The organism is Mesorhizobium sp. PUT5 (genome assembly GCF_052216645.1).
GTDB lineage: Bacteria > Pseudomonadota > Alphaproteobacteria > Rhizobiales > Rhizobiaceae > Mesorhizobium.
The window spans coordinates 2751072-2772135 of record NZ_JBQOSO010000003.1; the positions used below are offsets into that span (position 1 = coordinate 2751072).

The following is a 21064-nucleotide window of genomic DNA, read 5'->3' on the forward strand; positions in this document are numbered from 1 at the left end:
AGAGCGGGACAGGATCAAGCCGCGCAGCGCTCTCTCTCGACCGCGCAGGCTCAAACCCGTCCCGGCCTTCCTCTTCCTCTCATGACCCTGGTGTCTGCCGAACCGCCCGGTTCAGCCGAAACGTCGGCCTGACGCCGTGAAGGTGTAGTCGTTGGCGGCGATGGTCTCGTCGACGGCCTCGTCTGAGGAGAGCCAGTCGTATTCGCGTTCGAGCTGGCGATAGAGCCAGCGCGCGAGATCGCGCAGCGCCTCGATCACGGTGTCCTCGGCGTCGGCGGTCATGTCCTGCCAGGTTGGGCTGTCACGCTCGACGGAGATCACCATGCAGTATTCGTGACAATAGTGACCGCGAAGGCTGGCCTCGGCGTGAAGCTGGTAGAAATTTCGCCGCTGGATCGCATGCAAGGTGTCGGCGATGCCGTGCAGCGTCTCGTCCTGCGGCGCATAGGCCGTGATCTCGGCCGAGGCGGACTTCCGGTAGGCATAATGGCACTCGAACGATGCGCCATCGCCTTGCGACCAGAAGCCCCTGAACCAGATGCGGGGTTCCTGCCGCGATCCGCCGCCCATGAGGCGGACGGTGCGGGTCTTGAAGTGGATGCCGAGGATCTCCGCGATACGCTGGAAATCCTCATAGACGGCATCATACCATTCGTAGTCGAAGCCGCCCTCCCGATACCAGGCGCGGGCGTTGTCCTTCGCCGTGTCGGAAAGCTCGTAAAGGCGATAGACGGCGGTTTCGATGATCTCAGGCATGGCTGGGACTTTCGGAGAGCAGGAACGGGTCGAACCGGTGGCGCTCTCTTGGCCCGACCGGATCAAACCCGTCCCGGCCGTCCTCTTCCTCTCAATGTGGTGATTGGGTCCGCCGCGCTGGAAACATGAACCGTAACGGCCGCCCGGGTCACGGCCGCGCAAAGGCGGCGTGAAGTCACCTAGAAAAGGGTGGCGACCGAGCGGGCCGGAGGCGCGTAATGGCTGCAAAGGCCCGGAGCGTCTCGCATCCGGGCCGTCGATGTGAGGCGCTTGCGCCTCATTGCCAGGGGTTGATTTCGAGTTCGACCATATCCTCGTCGCCGTCGAATTCGCCGGCGGGCATGGCGCCGTGGGTGCCGTCCCCGGCCTGGAACACGACGATCGAGACCATCAGCGTGGTGGCGAGGCTGGCGGCGAAGGCGATGGCATCTGCATAGGACATGGTTCCGGCTCCTGTCTTTGGAGGCGGGGGACCATCCCCCGCGCGACAGGCGCCCGAAGTGTCCGACCGGGGCTGCAATCACCCTCGCGCGTTCGGACAAGTCCCGAATCCGCGAGGGCGGCACGCTCGCGTAAGCCGACCCTTCATGGGTTGATTGAACAAGAACCGGATCGGACCAAGGTTTGCGAATGGAAGCGGGGGATGGTGTTTCGCATCTGACTGGAGCCGGAAACCCTTATGCGAGATGTCATGCCCGCCAGCCTCGCCGCCACGCCGATCCACGGGACGACAGGTGTTCCGCGCCAGCACGGCACGCTGCCTGCCATCGGGGAGAATGAAGCTGTTGCAGGGTTGAACCGGCATCGAACCGCTGGCTTTGAGCCAGGATCAATGCGTGGTCTAGGCCGAAGCCGTCAGCGCCACAGGCCGTCCGCGATCTCGCGGGCGATCATCGCTCTGGCTTTCATCATCACCTCGTCGCCGGTGGTGTCGGCATGAGGAAAGAACCGCGCTGTCGGTCCATTCTCCGACCAGTCTCGGTAATAGCAATATTCCCGCGCGGTCAGCTTGAAGACCCGCGTGTCGTTGGCCCAATGCGGTTTCGGTTCGAGAACGACGGCAAGCCCGTTCCGGCTTTCCTCCCACGGCAAACTGCGCTCGGTGGGATGGTTTTCGCGGTCCTGCGCGAAGATCGCGTCGATATCGGTCACGATTCTGTTTCGAGGTCACAGGTCACGATCGAGAAAAACTCGTCGCGCTCCAGCATTCGTTCGAAATATTCTGCGCCGATCTCCTCTTCAGGCGGTGGATCGTCGTCGAAGGCGTGGCTCCACCATTCCTGTGCGATGCCAGTGCGCCAGATCAGGGCGCGGTCCTTGTTGAGAAAGATACGAACATCCATGCCGTGGGGATGTTCATAGATGGCGACATAAACAGACTGCGGGCGGGCTGGGGTGGGATTGATGTCGGACATGAGCATGTTGTCTCCTGAAGCAAAAACGGCCCGCCGTCCTGCGACGGCGGGCCTGGTGGACGGGGGTGTGGAGATCAGGCGGCCGCCCGGCCTTCAACGACATCGGCACCGACCTCATCGGCCGTGACGTCCTCCAGTCGGGCCGAACTGGATCGGTGCTTCGCCAGCCACAGCTCGACGGCCTCACGGCTTTCGGCAAGGTGCAGCAACTCGCTGTTGCCCCCGAAATCCTGAAGTACGCGCACCATGCCGATGGCGGGGCGCTCGACGATCTCGAAGGACAGATCGCTGTCGACCGAGTGGGTGCGCAGGACGGTCACGAGGATTACGCTGCCGCTGGCGAAATTGCCTTCATGCAGGGTGATGGAGGCCGGAGAGGAATAGGTCGGGCGCTCGCGCGCCGGTTCCTTCCTCACCAGCCGGCCGACGCCGTTGCGGCGCTCCCAGGCCGCGAGCTTCTTCGTAAAGCGGGCCGGCGGCTTCGGGGCGTGGTCAGTGTAGCGGATCAATGCCCCGAGCGGCGCGGTGTCGTGGATGATATGTGCGGACATGAAAGAGTCTCCGTGAAACGAGAAAGGCCCGGCGGATGCCGGGCCTGATGGATCGAGGGTGTGGAAAGGAACGGGGCGACCGGAGCCGCCCCATCGGTGAGGATTATTCTGCAGCGATCAGATACGCCGCATCATCCTCGGCATGGACTTCATTCTCGTCGTCACCGGCGAGGAAGTCCGGCAGCGCCTCAATGTCGTCCAGTGCGCCAACATCGTCCTGGGCCTGATCCGGCTCGAACAGACGCAGCGGCTCGGGCAACCAGCCGGTCTCGGCCAGCAGGCGTTCGGCCTCCTTGGCCATATCGCCTTTCTTCAGGTGCTCGATCAGGGAAGCCGCCCGTTCGCCAGCCCCCTCGCGTACCGCTTCGAGGATGCGCGGCTTGGTGACACGGCTGAGATAGTTGTCGACCGTCGGACGCCATCCGGCGTTCTCCGCCATGTCGAGACCCGTGGCGCGCGCCAGCCGGTCGGCCTGCGCCAGCCGCCGATCCAGCCCATGCTGCGAGATGCCGCTGCCGCTGAACGGATTGGGCCTCTCGTAGAGCGCATTGACGCCATAGGCGACGCAATGGGCGAGCAAGGCCATGCGGCTGGCGTCATCGAGCGCGGCGATCCAGTCCCACAGCGCGTCGTCATCGGTCGGCAGGTCCGCCTTCCAATCCTCATACCGCGTCTCGATGGCCTTGGCCGATGGGCTGTCCTTCAGGTCCGTGCCCTGCGCCGAGAAGAAGTGATGGCGCACGCCGACTTCCAGGCATCCGCCTGGTGCGGAATAGTGGTAGCGCTCCATCACCAGCCGGTGCAGCAGCGCCGTCATGGCGACATGGGGATTGTTCGCCAGCGCATCGTGCAGCGCCAGCGTCCGGTGGGCCGTCAGCTCCGTGACCAGCCGTTCCGGCAGCGGCTTGATGACGTCCTCTTCCTCCTCGGGTTCGGCCGGCTGGCCGCCGACGGTGATGACCGCGCGCTGCACGGCCGGGTTCGAGGACGCCGCACCATCGGATTCCGCACCTTCGGGGTCGTCCTCGCCGTCTACGGCTACAGGTGCCTCGTCTTCGGGACGGACATAGCCGCGATCGACCGACAGACGGCCTTCGCGGTCGATGCTGATGAACACGCCTGCGCGCGTGATCTCGGCGGCATCGTAGCTGACGGGACGGTCCTCGAAAGCGGCCAGCGCGGTTTCGATTTCACCGACCCGTTCATCCACCGCGTCGGGATACTCCTCGGCTTCGGCATATTCGGCTTCCAGCGCCTCATATTCCGCCGTGAGGGCATCGAAACTCGCCTGTTCCGCATCGGTCAGCGGCGTGGTCGTGCCGATCAGCCGGCGCAGGCCATGACCATAGCCATAGGGCGTCTCGACGCGCGCATCGACCCACTTCCAGCCCTCGGCGGCGATGACCTCGGCCTCGGCCTTCAGCCTGTCGTCGGTGAGCTGGTCGAGCAGGGCGACATCCTGCAACCAGCCGCCATCGTCCGACTGGAACAGGTCGTTCAGCATGATGCCGCCGGCGGTCTCATAAGCATCGACGCCGACGAACTGCGCCCGCTTGTCGGTTGCGCGCACCGTCGTCTCGGTCAGCATGCGCCGGATCTGATGCGGCTCCTTGGACCAGCTATCCTTGATCGCGTCCCAGACCTGTTCCTGACGGGCATGATCGGGATTGACGGTGAAGGCCATGAGCTGTTCGAGCGTCACGCCGTCTTCGGCATAGAGGTCGAGCAGCGAGGGCGCGACGGAGGCCAGGCGCAGGCGCTGCTTCACGACATTGGCCGAGACGAAGAAGGCCGCGGCGATGTCTTCCTCGGACATGCCCTTGAGGCGCATGTCCTGAAACGCGCGATACTGGTCGAGGGGGTGCAGCGGCGCGCGCTGGATATTCTCGGCCAGGCTGTCGTCCTCGGCGAGAATGTCGCTGCCGGCTTCGCGCACGACGCAGGGCACGGGCGCGGTTTTGGCGAGGCGCTTGGCCTTCACCAGCAGTTCGAGCGCACGGTAGCGGCGGCCACCGGCGGGAATCTCGAACATGCCGGTCTCATTGCCATCGGCATCGACAACGGGACGCACATTGAGACCCTGAAGCAGACCGCGCCGTGCGATGTCCTGCGACAGCTCCTCGATCGACACACCGGCCTTGATGCGCCGCACGTTCGACTGGCTGAGGATCAGCTTGTTGAAGGGAATGTCGCGCGAGAGCGACAGGGTGATCTTCTGAACGGCAGTAGACATCGTGGTAGTCTCCGCGACGGGCGCCGAGAGCCTCTCTCTCGACCTCAAACCCGTCACGAAGCGAAGCGCCGCCCTCTTACTCTAAGAAGGCAGCGCCGCAGAACCGATGAGGCGTAAAGCCGGAAACCCGGCTTTACGGTTTTATGGGTTTCAGGCGGGTCAGACCCCGCACATGCCCTCGCATTCGTTCGGCCAGAGATCGAGCTGGCCGTGGTCGGCCGCGGTCGAAAGATCGGCCCGTTCGAGCGGCACGGCGGAGCGGTGCAGATAGACCTCGCCGCGAATGCCACGGAACCCGGTGCGAATGGCGGCATCGACCGATACGGCGTCGATCCACGCCTCGGGATCATGGTCGCGCATGTGCCGCCAATGATCGTCGGAATGGAACGGGCAGCCGACGCAGGCGCTCTTGGGCGGCAGGGGATAGTCGTGCCGCTCCAGCCAGCGCAGACAATCATAGCGGGTCATGCCCTGCTCGATCAGGGGCCAGCGATTGACCTGCCAGCTCTCGAACGAGGGCTTCATGCGCAGAGCCTCGTCGAGCGAAATGCCAATCCATTGCTCGGCGACCGGCGATTTGGGTGAGCGCCGCCGGGTGATCCCGAGCAGTTCGCGCACCTTTCGCCGGATCGGCACGATCTTGTAGTCGCCGGTGCATTGGCGCCGGATCATGCCGATCCCAATGCGATCGGTTGGCACGATACGGGAGCCGATGACGATGAGATCGCCGTTCTCGTCCTCGTCATAGACGGGAAGCTCGGTTCCGGCGGGCACCACGTTGCGGGTGAAGGCCGGGATCGAGGCCCATCGCTCGCCGCGCGCGCCGGCGAGCAGGTCGGCGCGCAGATCCCCGGCCGAGACGATGTAAACCGGGAACGGCAGGACATTGGGAGATCTCAGCCAGGCGAGGTGCTCATAAACGGCCTTCGGCTCCCAGCCCGTGTCGGCGAAGATCGCGCAATCGGGCATGGGGCCTATCTCGCCATGCGCGGCCATCAGGGCGAGCGTGGTCGACTGGACGCCGGCGCCGAGGCTGAGGATGCGGAGGCCGATGTCGGCCGAAAGTTCGGGATCGGGCGCGAAGCCGAGGAAAGCGAGCGCGTTCATCACGCCGCCTCCCGCTGGTCGTCGGCTACGACGTCGCTACCCGCGTCCGGTAAGAAGGAGAGCAGCCAGTCGACGGCCTTGCTGGCCTGACTGGCGGCGCGGACGATGGCGCGGGAATCCTCGCGCAGCACCTCCAGCCAGGAGCCGATATAATCGGCATGGCGCACGGTCGGGACGATGCCGAGCGCGGCGCAACTGAACGCGGCGATTTGCTCGGCGATCATTTCCTCGAAGGCGTATTTCTTCGAGCCGAAGGAGCCGGTCAGATCGCGGTTCAGCCGGCTGTGATGGCCGCTGGCGTGACCGATTTCGTGCAGCGCCGTGCGGTGCCAGTTTATCGGCTCGTAATAGGCTTGCGGCGGTGGAACGGCCACGAAGTCGTGCGCCGGATGATAGAAGGCACGGTTGCCGCCGATGCGGAAGTCGATGCCCGTGGCTTTGATGAGCGCCTCGACCTTCGGCTCGATCAGGCCCGGCGGAGGCGGAGGCGCCACGATGGCTATGTCATCGGGCAAGCCCTCGCATTGCGCCGCGTTGAAGACCGTGAACCGCTTCAGAAACGGGATCGCCTGCGCGTCCTCGCCGGTTTCGCGGGCACGCTTCTTTTCATCGTCGGGGATGAAGCGGTCGGCATAGACGACGGTGGTGCCGCGCTCGCCTTTCATGACATTGCCGCCCAACGAGAGGGCCTGGCGAAACGTCAGCCAAGCCTGACCGGGGAAGCCGTGCTGGATGACGGCGCCCCAGAGGATGAGAATATTGATGCCAGAATAGGTCCGGCCGGTGGAGGCGTTTTTCGGCAGGCCGAGCGGCGCGGTGGTGGTCGACGCACCCCAGGGCTGCACCCAGGGAAGCCTGCCTTGCTCCAGCTCGGCGATGATCCTGTTGGTGATGTCGTCGTATAGGTTTGTGCGGTCGGCGCCGGCGCGCGCATGGCGGTCAAATCTGGCCATCGGGATTGCTCCGCGACGGGCCTCGGGAGCCACTCTCCCGATCCTCAACCCGTCACGGAAAACCCATCCGCACTCTCACTCTCAGGGGGCGTTGCGGGGTCTCCCCGCTGACCTGATGTCCTCCTCCGCGGCCATCGCCAGCTTGTGCGACAGTCGCGTGTCGCCATTCGAGGCGACACGACCGAAAGGAGAAGGAGAATGGACGGCAATACTATCTTTGTCGGTTTGGACATCCACAAGGCGACAATTGCAGTCGCCGTTGCCCCGAGCGGAAGATCACGCGAAGTCAGGTTCCACGGTTCGTTGCCGCATCGACCGGGAACCATGACAGAGTTTGCTCGTCGATTGCTGGACAAGCATCCCGGCACACGGCTTTCGTTCTGCTACGAGGCAGGCGCATGCGGCTATGGCTTGGCGCGGGAACTAACGAACGCGGGCCATGAGTGCCTGGTGATCGCACCGTCGCTCATTCCCACTCGACCTGGTGATCACATCAAGACGGACAAGCGCGACGCGACGACACTGGCGAAGATGCACCGCGCCGGCGAGTTGATCTCGGTATGGATGCCGGACGCTCAGCATGAAGCGGTTCGCGACCTGGTTCGCGCGAGAGAGACAGCCATGTACTGGCGCAACAAGGCTCGCCAGGCCTTGTCCAGCTTTTTGCTGCGCCAGGGCTTTCGCTATGGTGGGAGGAGCGCTTGGACTGTGACCTATTGGCGATGGTTGGCTTCGATCCAGCTCGAACATCCCGCTCATCAAGTCGCTATGCAGGAATACATTATCGCGATCCAGGAGGCCGACGCCCGCCACGATCGGCTAGTGAAGCAGATCGTGGCCGTGGTTCCAGGATGGTCTTTGGCGCCTCTCGTGAAGGCGCTGCAGGCGATGCGCGGCATTGCTCTGATCACGGCGGCCACCATCGTGGCGGAGATCGGGGATCTCGGCCGCTTCGATACACCGCGACGGTTGATGGCCTATCTCGGCCTGGTGCCTGCCGAACATTCCAGCGGCCCCAAGATCCGGCGCCGAGGCATAACGAAGGCCGGGAACACTCGCGTTCGTCGGCTACTGGTCGAAAGCGCATGGACCTATTGCCGTTCTCCTCGTGTCGGTGAGGAGATGCAGCGGCGCCAGGAGGGTCTCGACCTCGCCATCGTGAAGATCGCCTGGAAAGCGCAATTGCGGCTCCACAACCGCTATCGTCGCCTTTCCGCGTCGGGGAAGCCGAAGAACGTGGTCATCACCGCTGTCGCGCGCGAGTTGGTCGGCTTCATTTGGGCGATCGGCCAAGAAGTCGGTCCTGCTCCGGCCGCAGCGGCGTGATGCACCTATCCATCCCGATTCCTGCGTAGCATTGGGGGCGGGGCCGGTCAGGAGAATCCTCGGCCCCCTTCTCGAGGCCGGTTTTTTTACCGACGCCCGCCCGCTGACAGAGGAAGCTCCGAGACGAATACCGTGGTCCTGCGGTAGCCAACCCGCGCATGAGTGACTGATCCACCGTCGTTTCGAGCCCCGCCTCCAACCCTACGCAGGACTCCACATCTATATTGTCCGCCCCGTCGTGAATCGCTTTGTCGTGCCTCAAGCCTTGACAAATGGACATGAGAGAAGGGGGTGCGCCGGCAACGCCAGTGCCGGCCAGGGGGAGGACCTTCCCCCGCAGCTACGTCTTGTCACAAACCCGGAAGCACGCCGATCCGACAGTCAGGAAATACGTCAAGCTCCGCGCGATGCGATCCGCCCATTGAGGGTCAGGCCGGAAAACCATCCATCGGATGAAGGTCGCATCCTGCCGCTGATGGCATTGATGAGCAGGACCAGCCGCGTGAAATGCTCTGTCCTGCAATGGGCATCGAGCGCGATGACCTTGAGCATGTGCCGATACCTTTGTGGAGAGAGCCGTCGGCGACAGCGATAGCACCCCGCAATGGAATCCATACCGCTAGGCACACACAACGTCCCCAGATGGCAATATCTTGCAACGGAACCAGCCTGGGTTCAGCAGAATAGCTAAGGAGGGCTATGGAGGGGTTTAGAGTGCTATGGCGTAAACGTAGTGCTCATTTTCGTCGTCTGCGGCCCGCCAAACCCGCCGATTCTACGCTATGGCGCGATATTCTGCGAGATAGCTACCTAATCACCGCCGATTGCCGCATTGCACCCACAGCGGCTTGACAAGGGCTAACATACCTTTGGCTTCGATCTCAGCGGCGTTCATGGGACACTCTGCAAATTCCGAGGGATGTCGCCCCCCGATCCCGAAATGATGCCGCCCCCTCGTTCCGAGAAATAGTCGCCCCCTGATTCCGAGATGAAGCCGCCCCCTTGGATGCGGCGTTTGGGCCGGGCGCTCTGCTGGTGAAAGTTCCTTCTTTGGCTTGTCCGAGGGAAGGAACGAGATGCCGGCGGAGAGATTGGCGATGCGGCGTGTCCGCGAGATTTTGCGATACCGATTTGAGGAAGGCCTTGGCCACAAGGCGATCTCGTACCGGGTGGGCGCTGCACCTTCGACGGTGCGCGAGACGCTCCGGCGCGCTGCGACTGCCGGATTGACCTGGCCGCTTGGCGAGGAGGTCACGGACACGGTTCTGGAGGCGGCGCTCTATAAGGCATCCGGAAAGAAGACAGGACACCGCCGTAGCGTCGAGCCGGACTGGGCCGAGATCCATCGCGAGCTGAAGCGCAAGCATGTGACGCTGCAGATCCTGTGGGACGAATACATCGCGCTCCATCCCGACGGCTACCGCTATAGCCGTTTTTGTGACCTCTACAGGGGGTGGGCGGCAAACCTGCCGGTAACGATGCGGCAGAACCATGCCGCCGGCGAGAAGCTGTTCGTCAACTATGCCGGCGACACGGTGATGGTGGTCATAGATCGGCTGACGGGCAAAATGCGTGCTGCGCATCTGTTCGTGGCGGTGCTCGGCGCATCGAGCCTGTCCTATGCCGAGGCGCGCTGGAGCGAGACGCTGCCGGACTGGATCGGCTGCCACGTCAATGCGCTGGAGAGCTTCGGCGGCGCGCCGGCTCTGTTCATTCCCGACAATGCCAAGGTGGCGGTGATCAAGGCCTGCCGTTACGATCCGCAGGTCAACCGCACCTATGCCGGGATGGCGGCGCATTACGGCAGTTCGGTGCTGCCGACCCGACCGCGCCGTCCCCGAGACAAGGCAAAGGTCGAGGCGGCGGTGCGCATTGTCGAGCGCTGGCTTCTGGGTCGGCTACGCCATCGCGTCTTTTACAGTCTGGCCGAGGTCAATGCGGCGATCGGCGATCTGCTCGTCGATCTGAATGATCGCCGGGTGCTGCGCCGTGTCGGGCGCACGCGGCGGCAATTGTTCGAGCAGATCGACCGCCCGGCACTCCGGCCGCTGCCGGCGGAACGCTATGTCTTCGCCGAATGGCGGATCCGGCGTGCCGGCCTCGACTACCATGTCGAGATCGATCGGCATTATTACTCCGTTCCCTGGCGCTTCGCGCGCGAGCAGATCGAGGCCCGCATCACGGCGAGCACCGTCGAGCTGTTCCGCAAGGGCGAGCGGATCGCCGCCCATATGCGCTCCAGCGGCAATGGCCGGCATACCACCGTCCCCGAGCATATGCCGTCGTCGCACCGCCGCTTCGCCGACTGGACGATCGAGCGGATCAGCCGCGAGGCCTCGGCGATCGGTTCTGACGCGGCGCTCCTGTGCGAGAAGATACTGGCCGACCGGCCGCATCCCGAGCAGGGCTTCCGCGCCTGTCTGGGCATCATCCGCCTGGCCAGGGGCTTTGGCCGGGAAAGGGTCAACGCCGCCTGCGGCCGCGCGCTTGAGATCGGCGCGCGGACCTACGGCTCGGTCCGCTCCATCCTGGACAACCATCTCGACCGGACGACCGCCCCGCGGACGGCGTCGGCCAAGCCCATCGACCACCCCAATATCCGCGGTTCCCGCTATTACCACTGAAGGAGAAAGGCATGCTTGCACATCCCACCCTCGATCGCCTGAACGCCATGGGCTTCACCGGCATGGCCCGGGCATTCGACGAACTCACCGCCAATGCCGAGGCCGAACAGCTCAGCCATATCGAGTGGCTGGGTCTGCTGCTCGACCGGGAATGGAGCTGGCGCTACGATCGCAAGCTCGCGGGCCGCCTGCGCTTTGCAAAGCTGCGTCACCAGGCCGCCCCCGAGGATGTCGACTATCGCAGTGAGCGCGGTCTTGATCGGGCCCTGTTCCTCAAGCTCATCGCCGGCGACTGGATCGATGCCCACGACAATCTGGCGATCTGCGGCCCGGCGGGCGTCGGCAAGAGTTGGCTCGCCTGCGCGCTTGGCCACAAGGCTTGCCGCGACGACCGCTCCGTTCTCTACCAGCGTGTGCCCAGACTGTTCGCATCCCTGGCGCTGGCGCGCGGTGATGGCCGCTACCCACGCCTGCTGCGCAAGCTCGGCAGCGTACAATTGCTGATCCTCGATGATTGGGGCCTTGAACCCCTCGACGATCAGGCCCGTCACGATCTCCTCGAAATCCTCGAAGATCGCTACGGGCGGCGCTCCACCATCATCACCAGCCAGCTACCCGTGTCGGCATGGCACGACGTAATCGGCAACCCGACCTATGCCGACGCCATTCTCGACCGGCTCGTCCACAATGCCCATCGTATCGATCTGACCGGAGAAAGCCTGCGCCGAGACCAGCAGCGAAAGACTTGACACAAGCGCTCGACGAAATGACAACAATCACTGCCAGCATAGCCCGGTCCCTAGGGGCGAGATCATCTCGGAATCCGGGGGCGAGATCAAATCGGAATGAAGGGGCGGCTTCCTCGGAATCGGCAGACACTCTCTTGCTGTTCATTGAGTCCCATTTCTGCCAGAAAGCGCGAGGAAGGCTTTCGATAACCTTGGTATTGCTCGGCTCGTGTCAAAACGAGTTGCTTCTTCGTGCGCGTGATGCCGACAAAACAGTTGCGGCGCTCTTCCTCAAGCTCGGCCGGCGGCGCGTCATACTTGAGGCTCTGCCATGAGGGCAGCACGGATTCGGCCATGCCGATCAGCCAGACGCGATCGAACTCCAGCCCCTTCGCGGCATGAATAGTGAGAAGCCGGACGGCGGTCGGATCAGGCGGCGGCTCCTTCGGTCGCAGCTTCATGCCTTGCAAAAGCTCATCAAGATCGGGCGGAGCGCCTTTCTCTGCCCGGATGGCCCTATGCGCGGTTTCCCATGCAGCTTTGTCTTCCGCTGCGTCGCTGACGATGCCTTCAGGCGTCTCTGCGGTCGTCATCAGGAAGGTGATTGCTTCCGTGACGATCTGCTGCCACGAGGATCGGGACTGAACCAGCCGAAGGGCAATGGCGGACAGGTTTTTCGCGATCTCGTTCTGGCTGGCTTCGGCGGTCAGCGCCCAGTGCTCCAGATAGCTGGTGCCGGTCGATGCCGCTTCGGCAAGCAACAGCGCCGTATCGAGCTGCAAGCTAGTAATGCGGTTTGCCGCCGCCGTGAGCGTGGTGAAAACTTGGCGATCGCCGGGGCGAAGTGACAAATCCAGGCAACTCTGAAGCCAGAGAAACTGAGGAGAAATGAAACGGTCGCGTCGCACCGCGATCGAGGCGTTGACGCCGCGTGCCTTCATGGCCTCCAGAACCGGCTGAAGGACGGCGCGCGTTCTGCCAAGAACTGCGACTTGGCCACGCTCCCCGACGGCGACGGCGGCAATATCTTCGGCCACGCCGTCCGCTTCCTCCGCGTCGGTTCCAAACGTCCGCAACTGGATCGCCGGACCTTCGCCGGGAACGGTTGCGACAAGAGGTTCCTTGCCGGGCGTTCTGTCTGCGTTGTGACCTATGAGGTTATTCGCGGCCTGCACGATGGCGGGAGGGCAGCGCCGATTCTCGACCAACTGGATCAGATCCGGCGAGAAATGCTCACGGAACTGGGTAATCTGGCGATAGCTCGCCCCCGCCCATTGGTAGATGATCTGGTCGTCATCGGCGACGGCGAAGACGTTCTTGAAGTCATCACCGGCAAAGAAGCGGACCAGCCGGTATTGGGCAGGCGTGGTGTCCTGAAACTCATCAATGAGCCAATAGGGATAGGATTGCCTCGTCCTGGCCGCGACGGCTGGTATCTGATGGGCGAGGCGACAGGCGTCCAGAATCATGCCGTTGAAGTCGAGAGAATTGTTGGCCCGCAAGGCCGCCTCATAGATGGCGTAGACGCGAGCGGCGCGAGCGCCGGCCGCCGGATCGCGGAAATGCCGTGCCGTCTTCTCTGGGCTGATAAGACTGCTGCGCAACTGGTCGATGGCGCGCAGCCACCGCACGTCGTCAGGCGTCATGTCCTCGCCCTTGTCGGCCGCAGCCACAAGAGCCTCGCGCAGCAACTCCCGGCGATCTTCGTCCTGATCGTAGATACCGAAGTCCGGTTTGATCCCGATGTGCGATCCGTGTTGCCGCAGAATCTGTGCGCAGAAGCTGTGGAAAGTGCCGATGAACGTCCGATCGGTCAGACCGGGTACGAGGGCTTCGACGCGCTCGCGCATCTCGTCGCCTGCCTTCGTGGTGAAGGTTAGCGCGAGGATACGGAAATTCCTGCTTCGGCTGTCGTCCAGAATCCGGGCAATGCGCGTGGTCAGCACAGTCGTCTTGCCGACGCCCGGTCCTGCGAGGACGAGCGCTGCACCGTCCTTCCATTCAGCCGCTGTGCGCTGTGTCGGGCTCAGCCTATCGAGAGCGGCCTGAAGCGATTCCGTCATGCCGTGCCTCCCAATGACTTGACGAGTTCAACGAACTGCGCCGGCATCTTGAGTGCAAGGTCTTTGTCCGCCGCGATACGCAGCGACAAGGCACCCATGTATCCGGTCTTCCTGTTCTTCAGGCGCTTCTTGAACTCATCGAACGGACAGGTGAGAGCAGACTGCCCGCCGACCGTACTCATGATCTCGCGCAGGAACTGCTCGTGACCGTCGGCGAGCAATTGATCTTCAAGATCGTGGTCCTGCGGCAGTGTTGTGAGCTTGCCGGTGAGGTCGTCTTCCGTGAACCCTCGGTCCAGTATTTGCTGGCGGAACTTGGCGGCTTCCTGATCCCCGTCCGTAATCATGTGCCAGGCGATGCCGAACGCTTCAGCGAGCGCCGGATAGATTCCGGCATTGCCGCTCTGCTGAAAGTCGATGACGGCAATGCCGTGCATGTCGAGCGGAAGATTCAGAGCGTTGCCCAGCGCGTGGAGCAGCAGATATTCGGTTACACCCTCGACCAGTATCCAGCGGCGGGCGAAGAATATCTCACCGCGAACGCGCCGGCCGTGGAAGCCCAGCTCATTCTCATCTTCAGCGGTGGGAAGAACGCGGCATCTGTGCCGCAGAGCGGCGATCTCTGCCTGGCGCGCGGCTGGATCGGCATTATTGCGATAGCAGTGAGCCAGAGTGTCGGCCACCTGCTCATCGAACCAGCATCGGGCGGCGAGTCGGCCGGTCGTCGGGTCGCGTTCAAATATGCGACCGCCCCCACTTCTCAGAAATCCGTCCAGAGAAGCGTTCCAGGGCAGATCGGAAATCACCGTGCTGGGGAGAGCACGGACTTCGGTTTGGCCGCCGCGTAGGCAAACGAGCCGAAGTTCGCGAAGCGGGACGTGCTGCACAAAATATGGCGAGTGCGTCGTCATAAGCTTCTGGCCGGTGAGCGCCTGCGTCCGGGTCCACAGCGTCCGTGCGGCCTGGGGATGCAGGTGAGCCTCGGGTTCCTCAATTGCGAACACGGCCTCGACGCCGGGCTGTTCCGCTTCCGCAAGCTGTTGCAGCACAGCAGCCTGAAACAGGAAGATGACTGCCAGACTTTGAAGTCCCTGACCGTGATGGCCGAGCGGGAGCCAAGGCCGCAAGTCCTCGTTGCGCATGACGATGCCGGTGCGCTGGAGCATTTCTTCAATGGCGAGCGGCAGCGTGTTGAGGCGCGCCGAGCCAGGGCCTTCGCCCACAGCCACGCGCGTGGCCTCGCCGATCATAGTGGCGATGTCGGTCAAGCGCGGATCGGCGGCGATGATCTTGGCGTCGAGGTCGGCGAGGGTCTTGAGCGCTTCTTCCTCCAGCTCCGCCGGAATGCGGACACTGCGTAGCAGCCGGCCCCAATGGCCCGAGCGCGGAGTGAACTCCTCGGCGGCGTCGCGGAGCGCCCCGAGCCAAAAGATCGGCATATAGCCGAAGAAGCCCGTCAGATTGATGGACCGCCGCCGTTCCGGCAGCGGGTCGCCGGCAGAGTCCAGAAACTGCCAGGCGGGATCGAAGACCTCTTTGTCGGGATTCCATGCGCACGTCACCCGCAGCGTCAGCATGTTGCGGGCGCCATCGGGATGGATGGTGATGATGTCGGTGAGAGCCGCGACCATGTCGCCATCCCACTCGCTCGGCTTGCTTTCCTCCATCGTCAGCGTGATCGTGACGGGAGGCTGCGTGCGCGGGTCGCAATCAGGGTTGGGCCGGTGAACGTCGTTTTCGGTGAAACCCGTCCCGCGTTGCCCCCATCGTCTCGTCAGCACGATGCGCACCGCGTCTATGATGGCAGTTTTCCCGGCATTGTTCTGGCCGATGAAGACCGTAGTCTCACCGAGATCGACGGTGAGATCCTTGATCGACCGAAAGTTCTGTATGTGGATCCGGGTAATGCGCACTGGTTTGGACTCTATGCCATACTGGGCGCGTCCGGGCGGACCGCGCCGGACCGTATCGGCAACCGCGCGATTTCCCGTCCCGCTTTTTCCTCGGCGATCCGGATTTCATAGGCGCTTTGCAGGTTGAGCCAGAACTGCGGCTCGGTTCCGAACCAGTGCCCGAAGCGCAGGGCAGTGTCGCCCGTGACGGCGCGCTTACCGGCGATGATCTGGCTGACCCGGTTCGGCGGCACGTCTATCTGCCGCGCGAACTCGGTCGGCGTGACGTCCAACTCGTCCAACTCGTCCTTCAGAACTTCGCCGGGATGAACAGCTCTCATGAACATGGTCCTGATCTCCTTCCTTCAATGATAGTCCACGATTTCAACATTGCCCGGCCCGGTCTGACCGTCCGGCCACTCGAAACAGATGCGCCATTGCTGGTTGATGCGAATGGAGTATTGTCCAGCACGATCCCCCTTGAGCGCTTCCAGGCGGTTTCCCGGCAGCGCGCGAAGCGTGTCAAGCGAGAGCGCCGCGTTCAGGATCGACAGCCGCCGAGCAGCCTGATCTTCAAAGCCCTGAAAAGCTTTGACGAACTCCCCCTTCGCAAACTGCTCCGTCTTTTTGTCTCGATAGCTCAGGATCATGTATCTTCAATCCTAGAGAAATTGACGCTATACGTCAAGCGTCAATCTGTATGCCGACAGCCATGTACCCAAGGGCGCCCCGACGCAGAATGGCAGCCGATTCACTATGGGCGCACTTGGCCTCCCAGATCGCAATGACCTGTGATGAACCAGCCCTGATTCAGCAATACTCGCAAAGGAGGGCTATAGAGTGGTTTAGAGTGCTATAGCGTAGACGTAGTTCTCATTTTCATCGTCTGCAGCCCGCCACATAATTATCCAACGCATTGTTTTTTCATTGTTTTTCGAAACTGACTGGTTGAAAACCCTCATAAAAACCTGGCCTGACCCCATAAGGTGGTCCGGTTTCAGTCTTAGTGCATGATCGGCTTTTCGGCTATTGCCTGGGCAGATGGTGGTGCCGATCCGCGCGGCGGCGCAGGCCAGATAATAGCCTCCGGTGCCGGGGGTCTATATCCAAGCGATGAGTGCGGCCGCTCAGTGTTGTAGTAGCGTCTCCATGCCTCGATGATGACCTTTGCCTCAGCGAGGCTGTAGAATATCTCCCCGTTGAGCAGTTCGTCACGCAGCTTCGAGTTGAAGCTCTCGCAATAGCCGTTCTCCCATGGGCTACCCGGCTCGATGAACGCGGTCTTTGCGCCGACGGCCACGATCCACTCTCGCACCGCCTTGGCAATGAACTCCGGGCCGTTGTCAGAACGAACATAGCCGGGCACACCCCGCAGGATGAACAGGTCCGACAGGGCGTCGATGACGTCGGTCGAGTTGAGCTTGCGATCGATGCGGATCGCCAGGCACTCCCGGGTGAACTCGTCGATGATATTGAGCATGCGGAACTTCCTGCCATTGTGGATCCGGCCCTCGACGAAGTCATAGGACCAGACATGATTTGGGTGCTCGGGCCGAAGCCGGATGCACGATCCGTCAGTCAGCCAGAGCCTGCCTTTCTTCGGTTGTTTCTGGGGAACCTTCAGCCCCTCCCGTCGCCAGATGCGCTCGACGCGTTTGGCATTCACCGTCCAGCCCTCGGACCGCAGCATCGCCGTGATCCGGCGATAGCCATAGCGGCCGTAGCGCGAGGCCAGTCGGACGATGTCGGCGATCAACGCCTCTTCATCAGGCCGGCCATGTGGCTTTTTGCGATGGGTCGAACGGTGCTGGCCGAGAACCTTGCAGGCAAAGCGTTCCGAGACGGACAGCTTCGCCACGACATGATCGACACAGCGCCGACGGCGGGCGGGGCTCAGAAGTTTCCCGCTGCAGCCTCTTTCAGGATCAGCTTTTCCAGCGTCAGATCCGACACCGCCTTGCGCAGCCGGTCGTTCTCTTTCTCGAGCTCTTTCAGGCGCTTCACCTGGTCGCCCTTCAGGCCACCAAACTCCTTGCGCCAGCGGTAATACGTAAACTGCGTCACGCCGATTGTACGAACCGCTTCTCCGACCGAGCGGCCTTGTGACAACAGAATATCGACCTGGCGTAGCTTTGCGACGATCTCTTCGGGCTTGTGCTTCTTCTGGGGCATTCCAACGTCCTCTCTCAGGCTCAATAGCCTACTTCAAAGAGGACCACTTTTCAGGGGGCAGACCAGATTGATACGGACGTTATCGGACTTCATCCTCCAAATATCATCTCGCGAACACTCCACCAACCCACTCTCGGGATACAGTGCGGGCCTCCCGTCCAACACGTCAACGTCGGATGATTTGGTCGCCCCTGCCCCGTCGTTGACGCGGCGGCGTGTCTGCGATTAGCTTTCGCGCCCAGCAAGAGCGAGGTCGGTCAATGCGATACAACTGGGAGCGAGCCCCCTACCCTTGGGAGCGCTATCGGACGGGGCTCAAGGTTGCGGCCGTCCTGATTGCCGCGACTGTCGTGGCTGGTTGGGCGTTTGTAGCTCCGGTCTGAGTTGTCGCCGCTCAATGCCGCAGATAGGATCGGCTGCTGCCAATCTCAGGCAGGCAGCGGCCCGGTCGCCGGTCGTCCCCCTCTATCATTCCAGACCGGTGACCGGGCCTTCGCTGTGTTGCGAATGGCGGTGGTGAGCGCTTGCGCTGGCTGGGCATCGACGAAGCCGCCGGTCGCCTTCACCCACGCCCCTCTAGCTGGCGGCGGGGTACAATGGGCTTTGAAAGATTGCCCGCGCCCCATGAAGTAGTTAGGATTTCTCCGCTGCGATGGTGCAACTTGCAGCAGCCCAGCCGCCGTCCCCCTTCTGCCAACGTGACTAGCGGCCGGGGATGACGTCCCAGGGAGTGGTGTAGCTTCGGCAATCGCCGTGCCTTCCTGGCTGAGCCGGGAACGGATCAGCGTGCCGCAGCGGGCAGGCTGATGAGCGGATCATCACTCATTGCGGTGTCAATGACCGTGGAATCGGGACCCTGTATTTTCGTGCAAAAGGGACCCCGGTTTTGGGGTTGATGAAGGGCACGGCGGTTAGCGCCCGATCAGGCGAAGCTGGTCGGGGTTGCACAGCCTGATCGGGTGCGGTTCGTTGGTTTTTGGCTTTAGCTTTGAGAGCGGCTCTTGAAGCGCCAGGATTCGTTTCCGGTCTCGACGATCTCGCAGTGATGCGTCAGGCGATCGAGCAGCGCAGTGGTCATCTTGGCGTCGCCGAAGACGGTGGGCCATTCGCCGAACGCCAGATTGGTGGTGATGATGACGCTGGTGCGCTCGTAGAGTTTCGAGACGAGATGGAAGAGCAACTGCCCGCCGGCCTGGGCGAAGGGCAGATAGCCCAGTTCATCGAGCACGACGAAGTCGAGCCGGGTCAGGTGATCGGCAATGCGCCCCTGGCGGCCGGCACGGGTCTCGGTCTCCAGCCTGTTGACCAGGTCGACGACATTGAAGAAGCGGCCGCGCGCGCCGTTGCGGATAAGCGCCCGGGCAATGGCGATGGCTAGATGGGATTTGCCCGTGCCGGTGCCGCCGACCAGGACGACGTTACGCTGATCGGCGACAAAGGCTCCGCCGGCAAGATCGCGGATCAGGCTCTCGTTGACGGGCGTGCCGGTGAAGTCGAAGTCATCGACGTCCTTGGCCAATGGCAGCTTGGCGACGGTGAGCTGGTATTTGATGGAGCGGGCCTGCTTCTCCGATATCTCGGCCTGCAGCAGATCGCCGACGATCTTCGGAGGTTCGTGCTGCCGCTTGATGGCGACGCCCATGATCTCGTCATAGGCTGATCGCATCCCGTAGAGCTTCAGCGTGCCCATCAGTTCCAGAACCTCGGTGCGTTCCATGATTATCTGCTCTCCTTAGACGGTCATAGCGGGCGCAGTCGGCGATCGGCTCGTGAGCCAGCTTCAGCGCCTGGGGAATGGAAAGGATCGTGCCCGGCGCCGGGTCGCGGCGGCGGGCCAGGATGTTGAGGATCACCGCCGCCGACGAGACGCCGTGATCGAGCGCCTCCTGACAGGCCGCCTCGACCGCGTTCAATCCGTCGCTCAGCACACAGGTGAGGATCGACACCATCTGCCGGTCGCCGTCATCGGCGGCCTTGAGCTTGCGGCGCACCTTCTCCATGGCCGACGGCAGAACCCAATTCTTGAACGGTGCGCCGTTGCGCAGTCCACCGGGCTTGCGGGCCAGCACCGGGACGTAATGCCAAGGGTCGTAGATCACCTCGTTGCGGCCGAAGCAGCGGGCATGTTCGCCCACGACCACGCCGTCCTGGCGGATGACGATCCGATCGGCATAGGCATGGATCTCGACCGGCCGGCCGACGGCGCTCGACAGCACCGAGTATTTGTTGTTGTCGAAGCGCACCGTGCAGGTCTTCGACACCGAGGCGGGAATGCAGTGGAAGCCGTCGAAGCGCCCGGCATAGGGGATGAAGCTGCCGCGCTCCTCCTCGAACACCTCCCAGATCGTGCGGCCGTCCTGTTCGGGGTGCCGGTGCGCCTTGGCGTAGGAGACGCATTTGTCGGCCAGCCAGCCGTTCAGGTCCTCCAGCGTCTTGAAGCGCAGCCGCGGCGTGAAGAAGCGCTCGCGCACCAGCCCGACCTGGTTCTCGACCTGGCCCTTCTCCCAACCCGACGCCGGCGTGCAAGCTTCCGGTTCGACAAGGTAATGTCCGCACATCTGCGCGAAGCGGCGGTTGTAGCGGCGATCCTTGCCGATGAAGATCGCGTCCACCGCCGTCTTCATGTTGTCGTAGATGCCGCGCGTGCAGGTTCCGCGGAAGAAGGCGAAGGCCCGATCATGGGCGTCGAACACCATCTCCTGCGTCTCGCGCGGATACGCCCGAACAAAGAACATGCGGCTATGACAGAGCCGCATGTGCGCCACCTTCACCGTAACCGTCACGCCGTCCAGCAGGACGACCTCGTGACTCCAGTCGAACTGATAGGCTTCGCCGGGCGCAAAGCTCAGCGGGATATAGGCCTCGGCCGCGGCGCTGCCGCGTTGCTCTTCCCAATCCTGCGCATGCCGCCACACTGAGCTGTAGCTGCCGTCATAGCCGAGGCCGCGAAGCTCCTCGAAGATCCGGATCAGCGTCAGCCGTTCCCGCTGCGGCTTCGCTGCATTCGCCGACAGGAGCCCGTCCAGCTTCTCGCGCCAGGCCCCCATGCGAGGATAGGACTGATGCTTGCGCTCGTACCGGAACTCCGTCTCGTCCGAGCGCAGCACCTTGCGGACCACTTTCCGCGAGATCTTCAGCTCCCGGCAGATCGCCTTGATCGACTTCCCCTGCACCAGCGACAGCCGGCGTATCTTTGCAATCGTCTCCACAACCAACATCCAAAACACAAATGCCTCCGATCAAA

19 protein-coding genes are annotated in these 21064 nt (G+C 62.9%); 3 read left to right on the forward strand and 16 right to left on the reverse strand.

Features of this window, described 5'->3' with window-relative positions; genetic code table 11:
- Positions 1 to 111 precede the first annotated feature (111 nt).
- The 8 genes from ACTDI4_RS14965 to ACTDI4_RS15000 form a co-directional block, all read right to left on the reverse strand.
- Positions 112 to 756, reverse strand: coding sequence for an antitoxin of toxin-antitoxin stability system (locus ACTDI4_RS14965; RefSeq protein ID WP_442841900.1), 645 nt, complete (start codon positions 754 to 756; stop codon positions 112 to 114).
- 277 nt (positions 757 to 1033) lie between these two features.
- Entirely contained in the window at positions 1034 to 1198 is a 165-nt protein-coding gene (locus tag ACTDI4_RS14970) for a hypothetical protein (RefSeq protein ID WP_442841901.1), read from the reverse strand.
- 413 nt (positions 1199 to 1611) lie between these two features.
- On the reverse strand, positions 1612 to 1908 hold the full coding sequence (locus tag ACTDI4_RS14975) for a hypothetical protein (RefSeq protein ID WP_442841902.1): 297 nt from the start codon (positions 1906 to 1908) through the stop codon (positions 1612 to 1614).
- Entirely contained in the window at positions 1905 to 2171 is a 267-nt protein-coding gene (locus ACTDI4_RS14980; protein ID WP_442841903.1) for a hypothetical protein, read from the reverse strand. The genes ACTDI4_RS14975 and ACTDI4_RS14980 overlap by 4 nt, the downstream gene beginning before the upstream one ends.
- A gap of 74 nt (positions 2172 to 2245) precedes the next feature.
- The gene (locus ACTDI4_RS14985) at positions 2246 to 2722 is read right to left on the reverse strand and encodes a hypothetical protein (protein WP_442841904.1); all 477 of its coding nucleotides are present in this window, start codon (positions 2720 to 2722) and stop codon (positions 2246 to 2248) included.
- 103 nt (positions 2723 to 2825) lie between these two features.
- The gene (locus ACTDI4_RS14990) at positions 2826 to 4955 is read right to left on the reverse strand and encodes a ParB/RepB/Spo0J family partition protein (RefSeq protein WP_442841905.1); all 2130 of its coding nucleotides are present in this window, start codon (positions 4953 to 4955) and stop codon (positions 2826 to 2828) included.
- 159 nt (positions 4956 to 5114) lie between these two features.
- A complete protein-coding gene (locus ACTDI4_RS14995; protein WP_442841906.1) occupies positions 5115 to 6062 on the reverse strand; it encodes a hypothetical protein in 948 nt (315 codons plus the stop codon).
- Positions 6062 to 7015, reverse strand: a complete 954-nt coding sequence (locus ACTDI4_RS15000; RefSeq protein ID WP_442841907.1) for an ArdC family protein — start codon at positions 7013 to 7015, stop codon at positions 6062 to 6064. The genes ACTDI4_RS14995 and ACTDI4_RS15000 overlap by 1 nt, the downstream gene beginning before the upstream one ends.
- Positions 7016 to 7213: 198 nt before the next feature.
- Between ACTDI4_RS15000 and ACTDI4_RS15005 the strand changes: the two genes are divergently transcribed.
- Positions 7214 to 8341, forward strand: coding sequence for an IS110 family transposase (locus ACTDI4_RS15005; protein WP_442841908.1), 1128 nt, complete (start codon positions 7214 to 7216; stop codon positions 8339 to 8341).
- A gap of 393 nt (positions 8342 to 8734) precedes the next feature.
- On the opposite strand, the gene ACTDI4_RS15010 is transcribed toward ACTDI4_RS15005, so the two are convergent.
- A complete protein-coding gene (locus ACTDI4_RS15010; RefSeq protein WP_442841909.1) occupies positions 8735 to 8893 on the reverse strand; it encodes a hypothetical protein in 159 nt (52 codons plus the stop codon).
- A gap of 545 nt (positions 8894 to 9438) precedes the next feature.
- Here ACTDI4_RS15010 and istA (ACTDI4_RS15015) point away from each other — a divergent pair.
- Both istA (ACTDI4_RS15015) and istB (ACTDI4_RS15020) read left to right on the forward strand, forming a co-directional pair.
- Complete coding sequence (gene istA / locus ACTDI4_RS15015; RefSeq protein ID WP_442841910.1) at positions 9439 to 10965, forward strand: IS21 family transposase; 1527 nt, start codon at positions 9439 to 9441, stop codon at positions 10963 to 10965.
- 11 nt (positions 10966 to 10976) lie between these two features.
- A complete protein-coding gene (gene istB / locus ACTDI4_RS15020) occupies positions 10977 to 11714 on the forward strand; it encodes an IS21-like element helper ATPase IstB (RefSeq protein WP_442841067.1) in 738 nt (245 codons plus the stop codon).
- 86 nt (positions 11715 to 11800) lie between these two features.
- Here the strand turns inward: istB (ACTDI4_RS15020) and ACTDI4_RS15025 are convergent, their stop codons facing one another.
- The 7 genes from ACTDI4_RS15025 to istA (ACTDI4_RS15055) form a co-directional block, all read right to left on the reverse strand.
- The gene (locus tag ACTDI4_RS15025; protein ID WP_442841911.1) at positions 11801 to 13756 is read right to left on the reverse strand and encodes an ATP-dependent helicase; all 1956 of its coding nucleotides are present in this window, start codon (positions 13754 to 13756) and stop codon (positions 11801 to 11803) included.
- The gene (locus tag ACTDI4_RS15030; protein WP_442841912.1) at positions 13753 to 15669 is read right to left on the reverse strand and encodes an ATP-dependent nuclease; all 1917 of its coding nucleotides are present in this window, start codon (positions 15667 to 15669) and stop codon (positions 13753 to 13755) included. The genes ACTDI4_RS15025 and ACTDI4_RS15030 overlap by 4 nt, the downstream gene beginning before the upstream one ends.
- A gap of 11 nt (positions 15670 to 15680) precedes the next feature.
- Positions 15681 to 15995, reverse strand: a complete 315-nt coding sequence (locus tag ACTDI4_RS15035) for a HigA family addiction module antitoxin (RefSeq protein WP_442841913.1) — start codon at positions 15993 to 15995, stop codon at positions 15681 to 15683.
- Positions 15996 to 16013: 18 nt separating this feature from the next.
- Entirely contained in the window at positions 16014 to 16298 is a 285-nt protein-coding gene (locus tag ACTDI4_RS15040; RefSeq protein WP_442841914.1) for a type II toxin-antitoxin system RelE/ParE family toxin, read from the reverse strand.
- A 353-nt stretch (positions 16299 to 16651) separates the two neighbouring features.
- Positions 16652 to 17820, reverse strand: a protein-coding gene (locus ACTDI4_RS15045; RefSeq protein ID WP_442839846.1) for an IS3 family transposase whose coding sequence is annotated in 2 segments (ribosomal slippage) — positions 16652 to 17559 and positions 17559 to 17820 — 1170 coding nt in all. Because the reading frame shifts where the segments join, the coding sequence is not laid out codon by codon here.
- Between the two features lie 982 nt (positions 17821 to 18802).
- A complete protein-coding gene (istB, locus tag ACTDI4_RS15050) occupies positions 18803 to 19537 on the reverse strand; it encodes an IS21-like element helper ATPase IstB (RefSeq protein ID WP_442839287.1) in 735 nt (244 codons plus the stop codon).
- The gene (gene istA / locus ACTDI4_RS15055; protein ID WP_442839288.1) at positions 19470 to 21038 is read right to left on the reverse strand and encodes an IS21 family transposase; all 1569 of its coding nucleotides are present in this window, start codon (positions 21036 to 21038) and stop codon (positions 19470 to 19472) included. Before istA (ACTDI4_RS15055) ends, istB (ACTDI4_RS15050) begins: the two co-directional genes overlap by 68 nt.
- Positions 21039 to 21064: the final 26 nt, after the last annotated feature.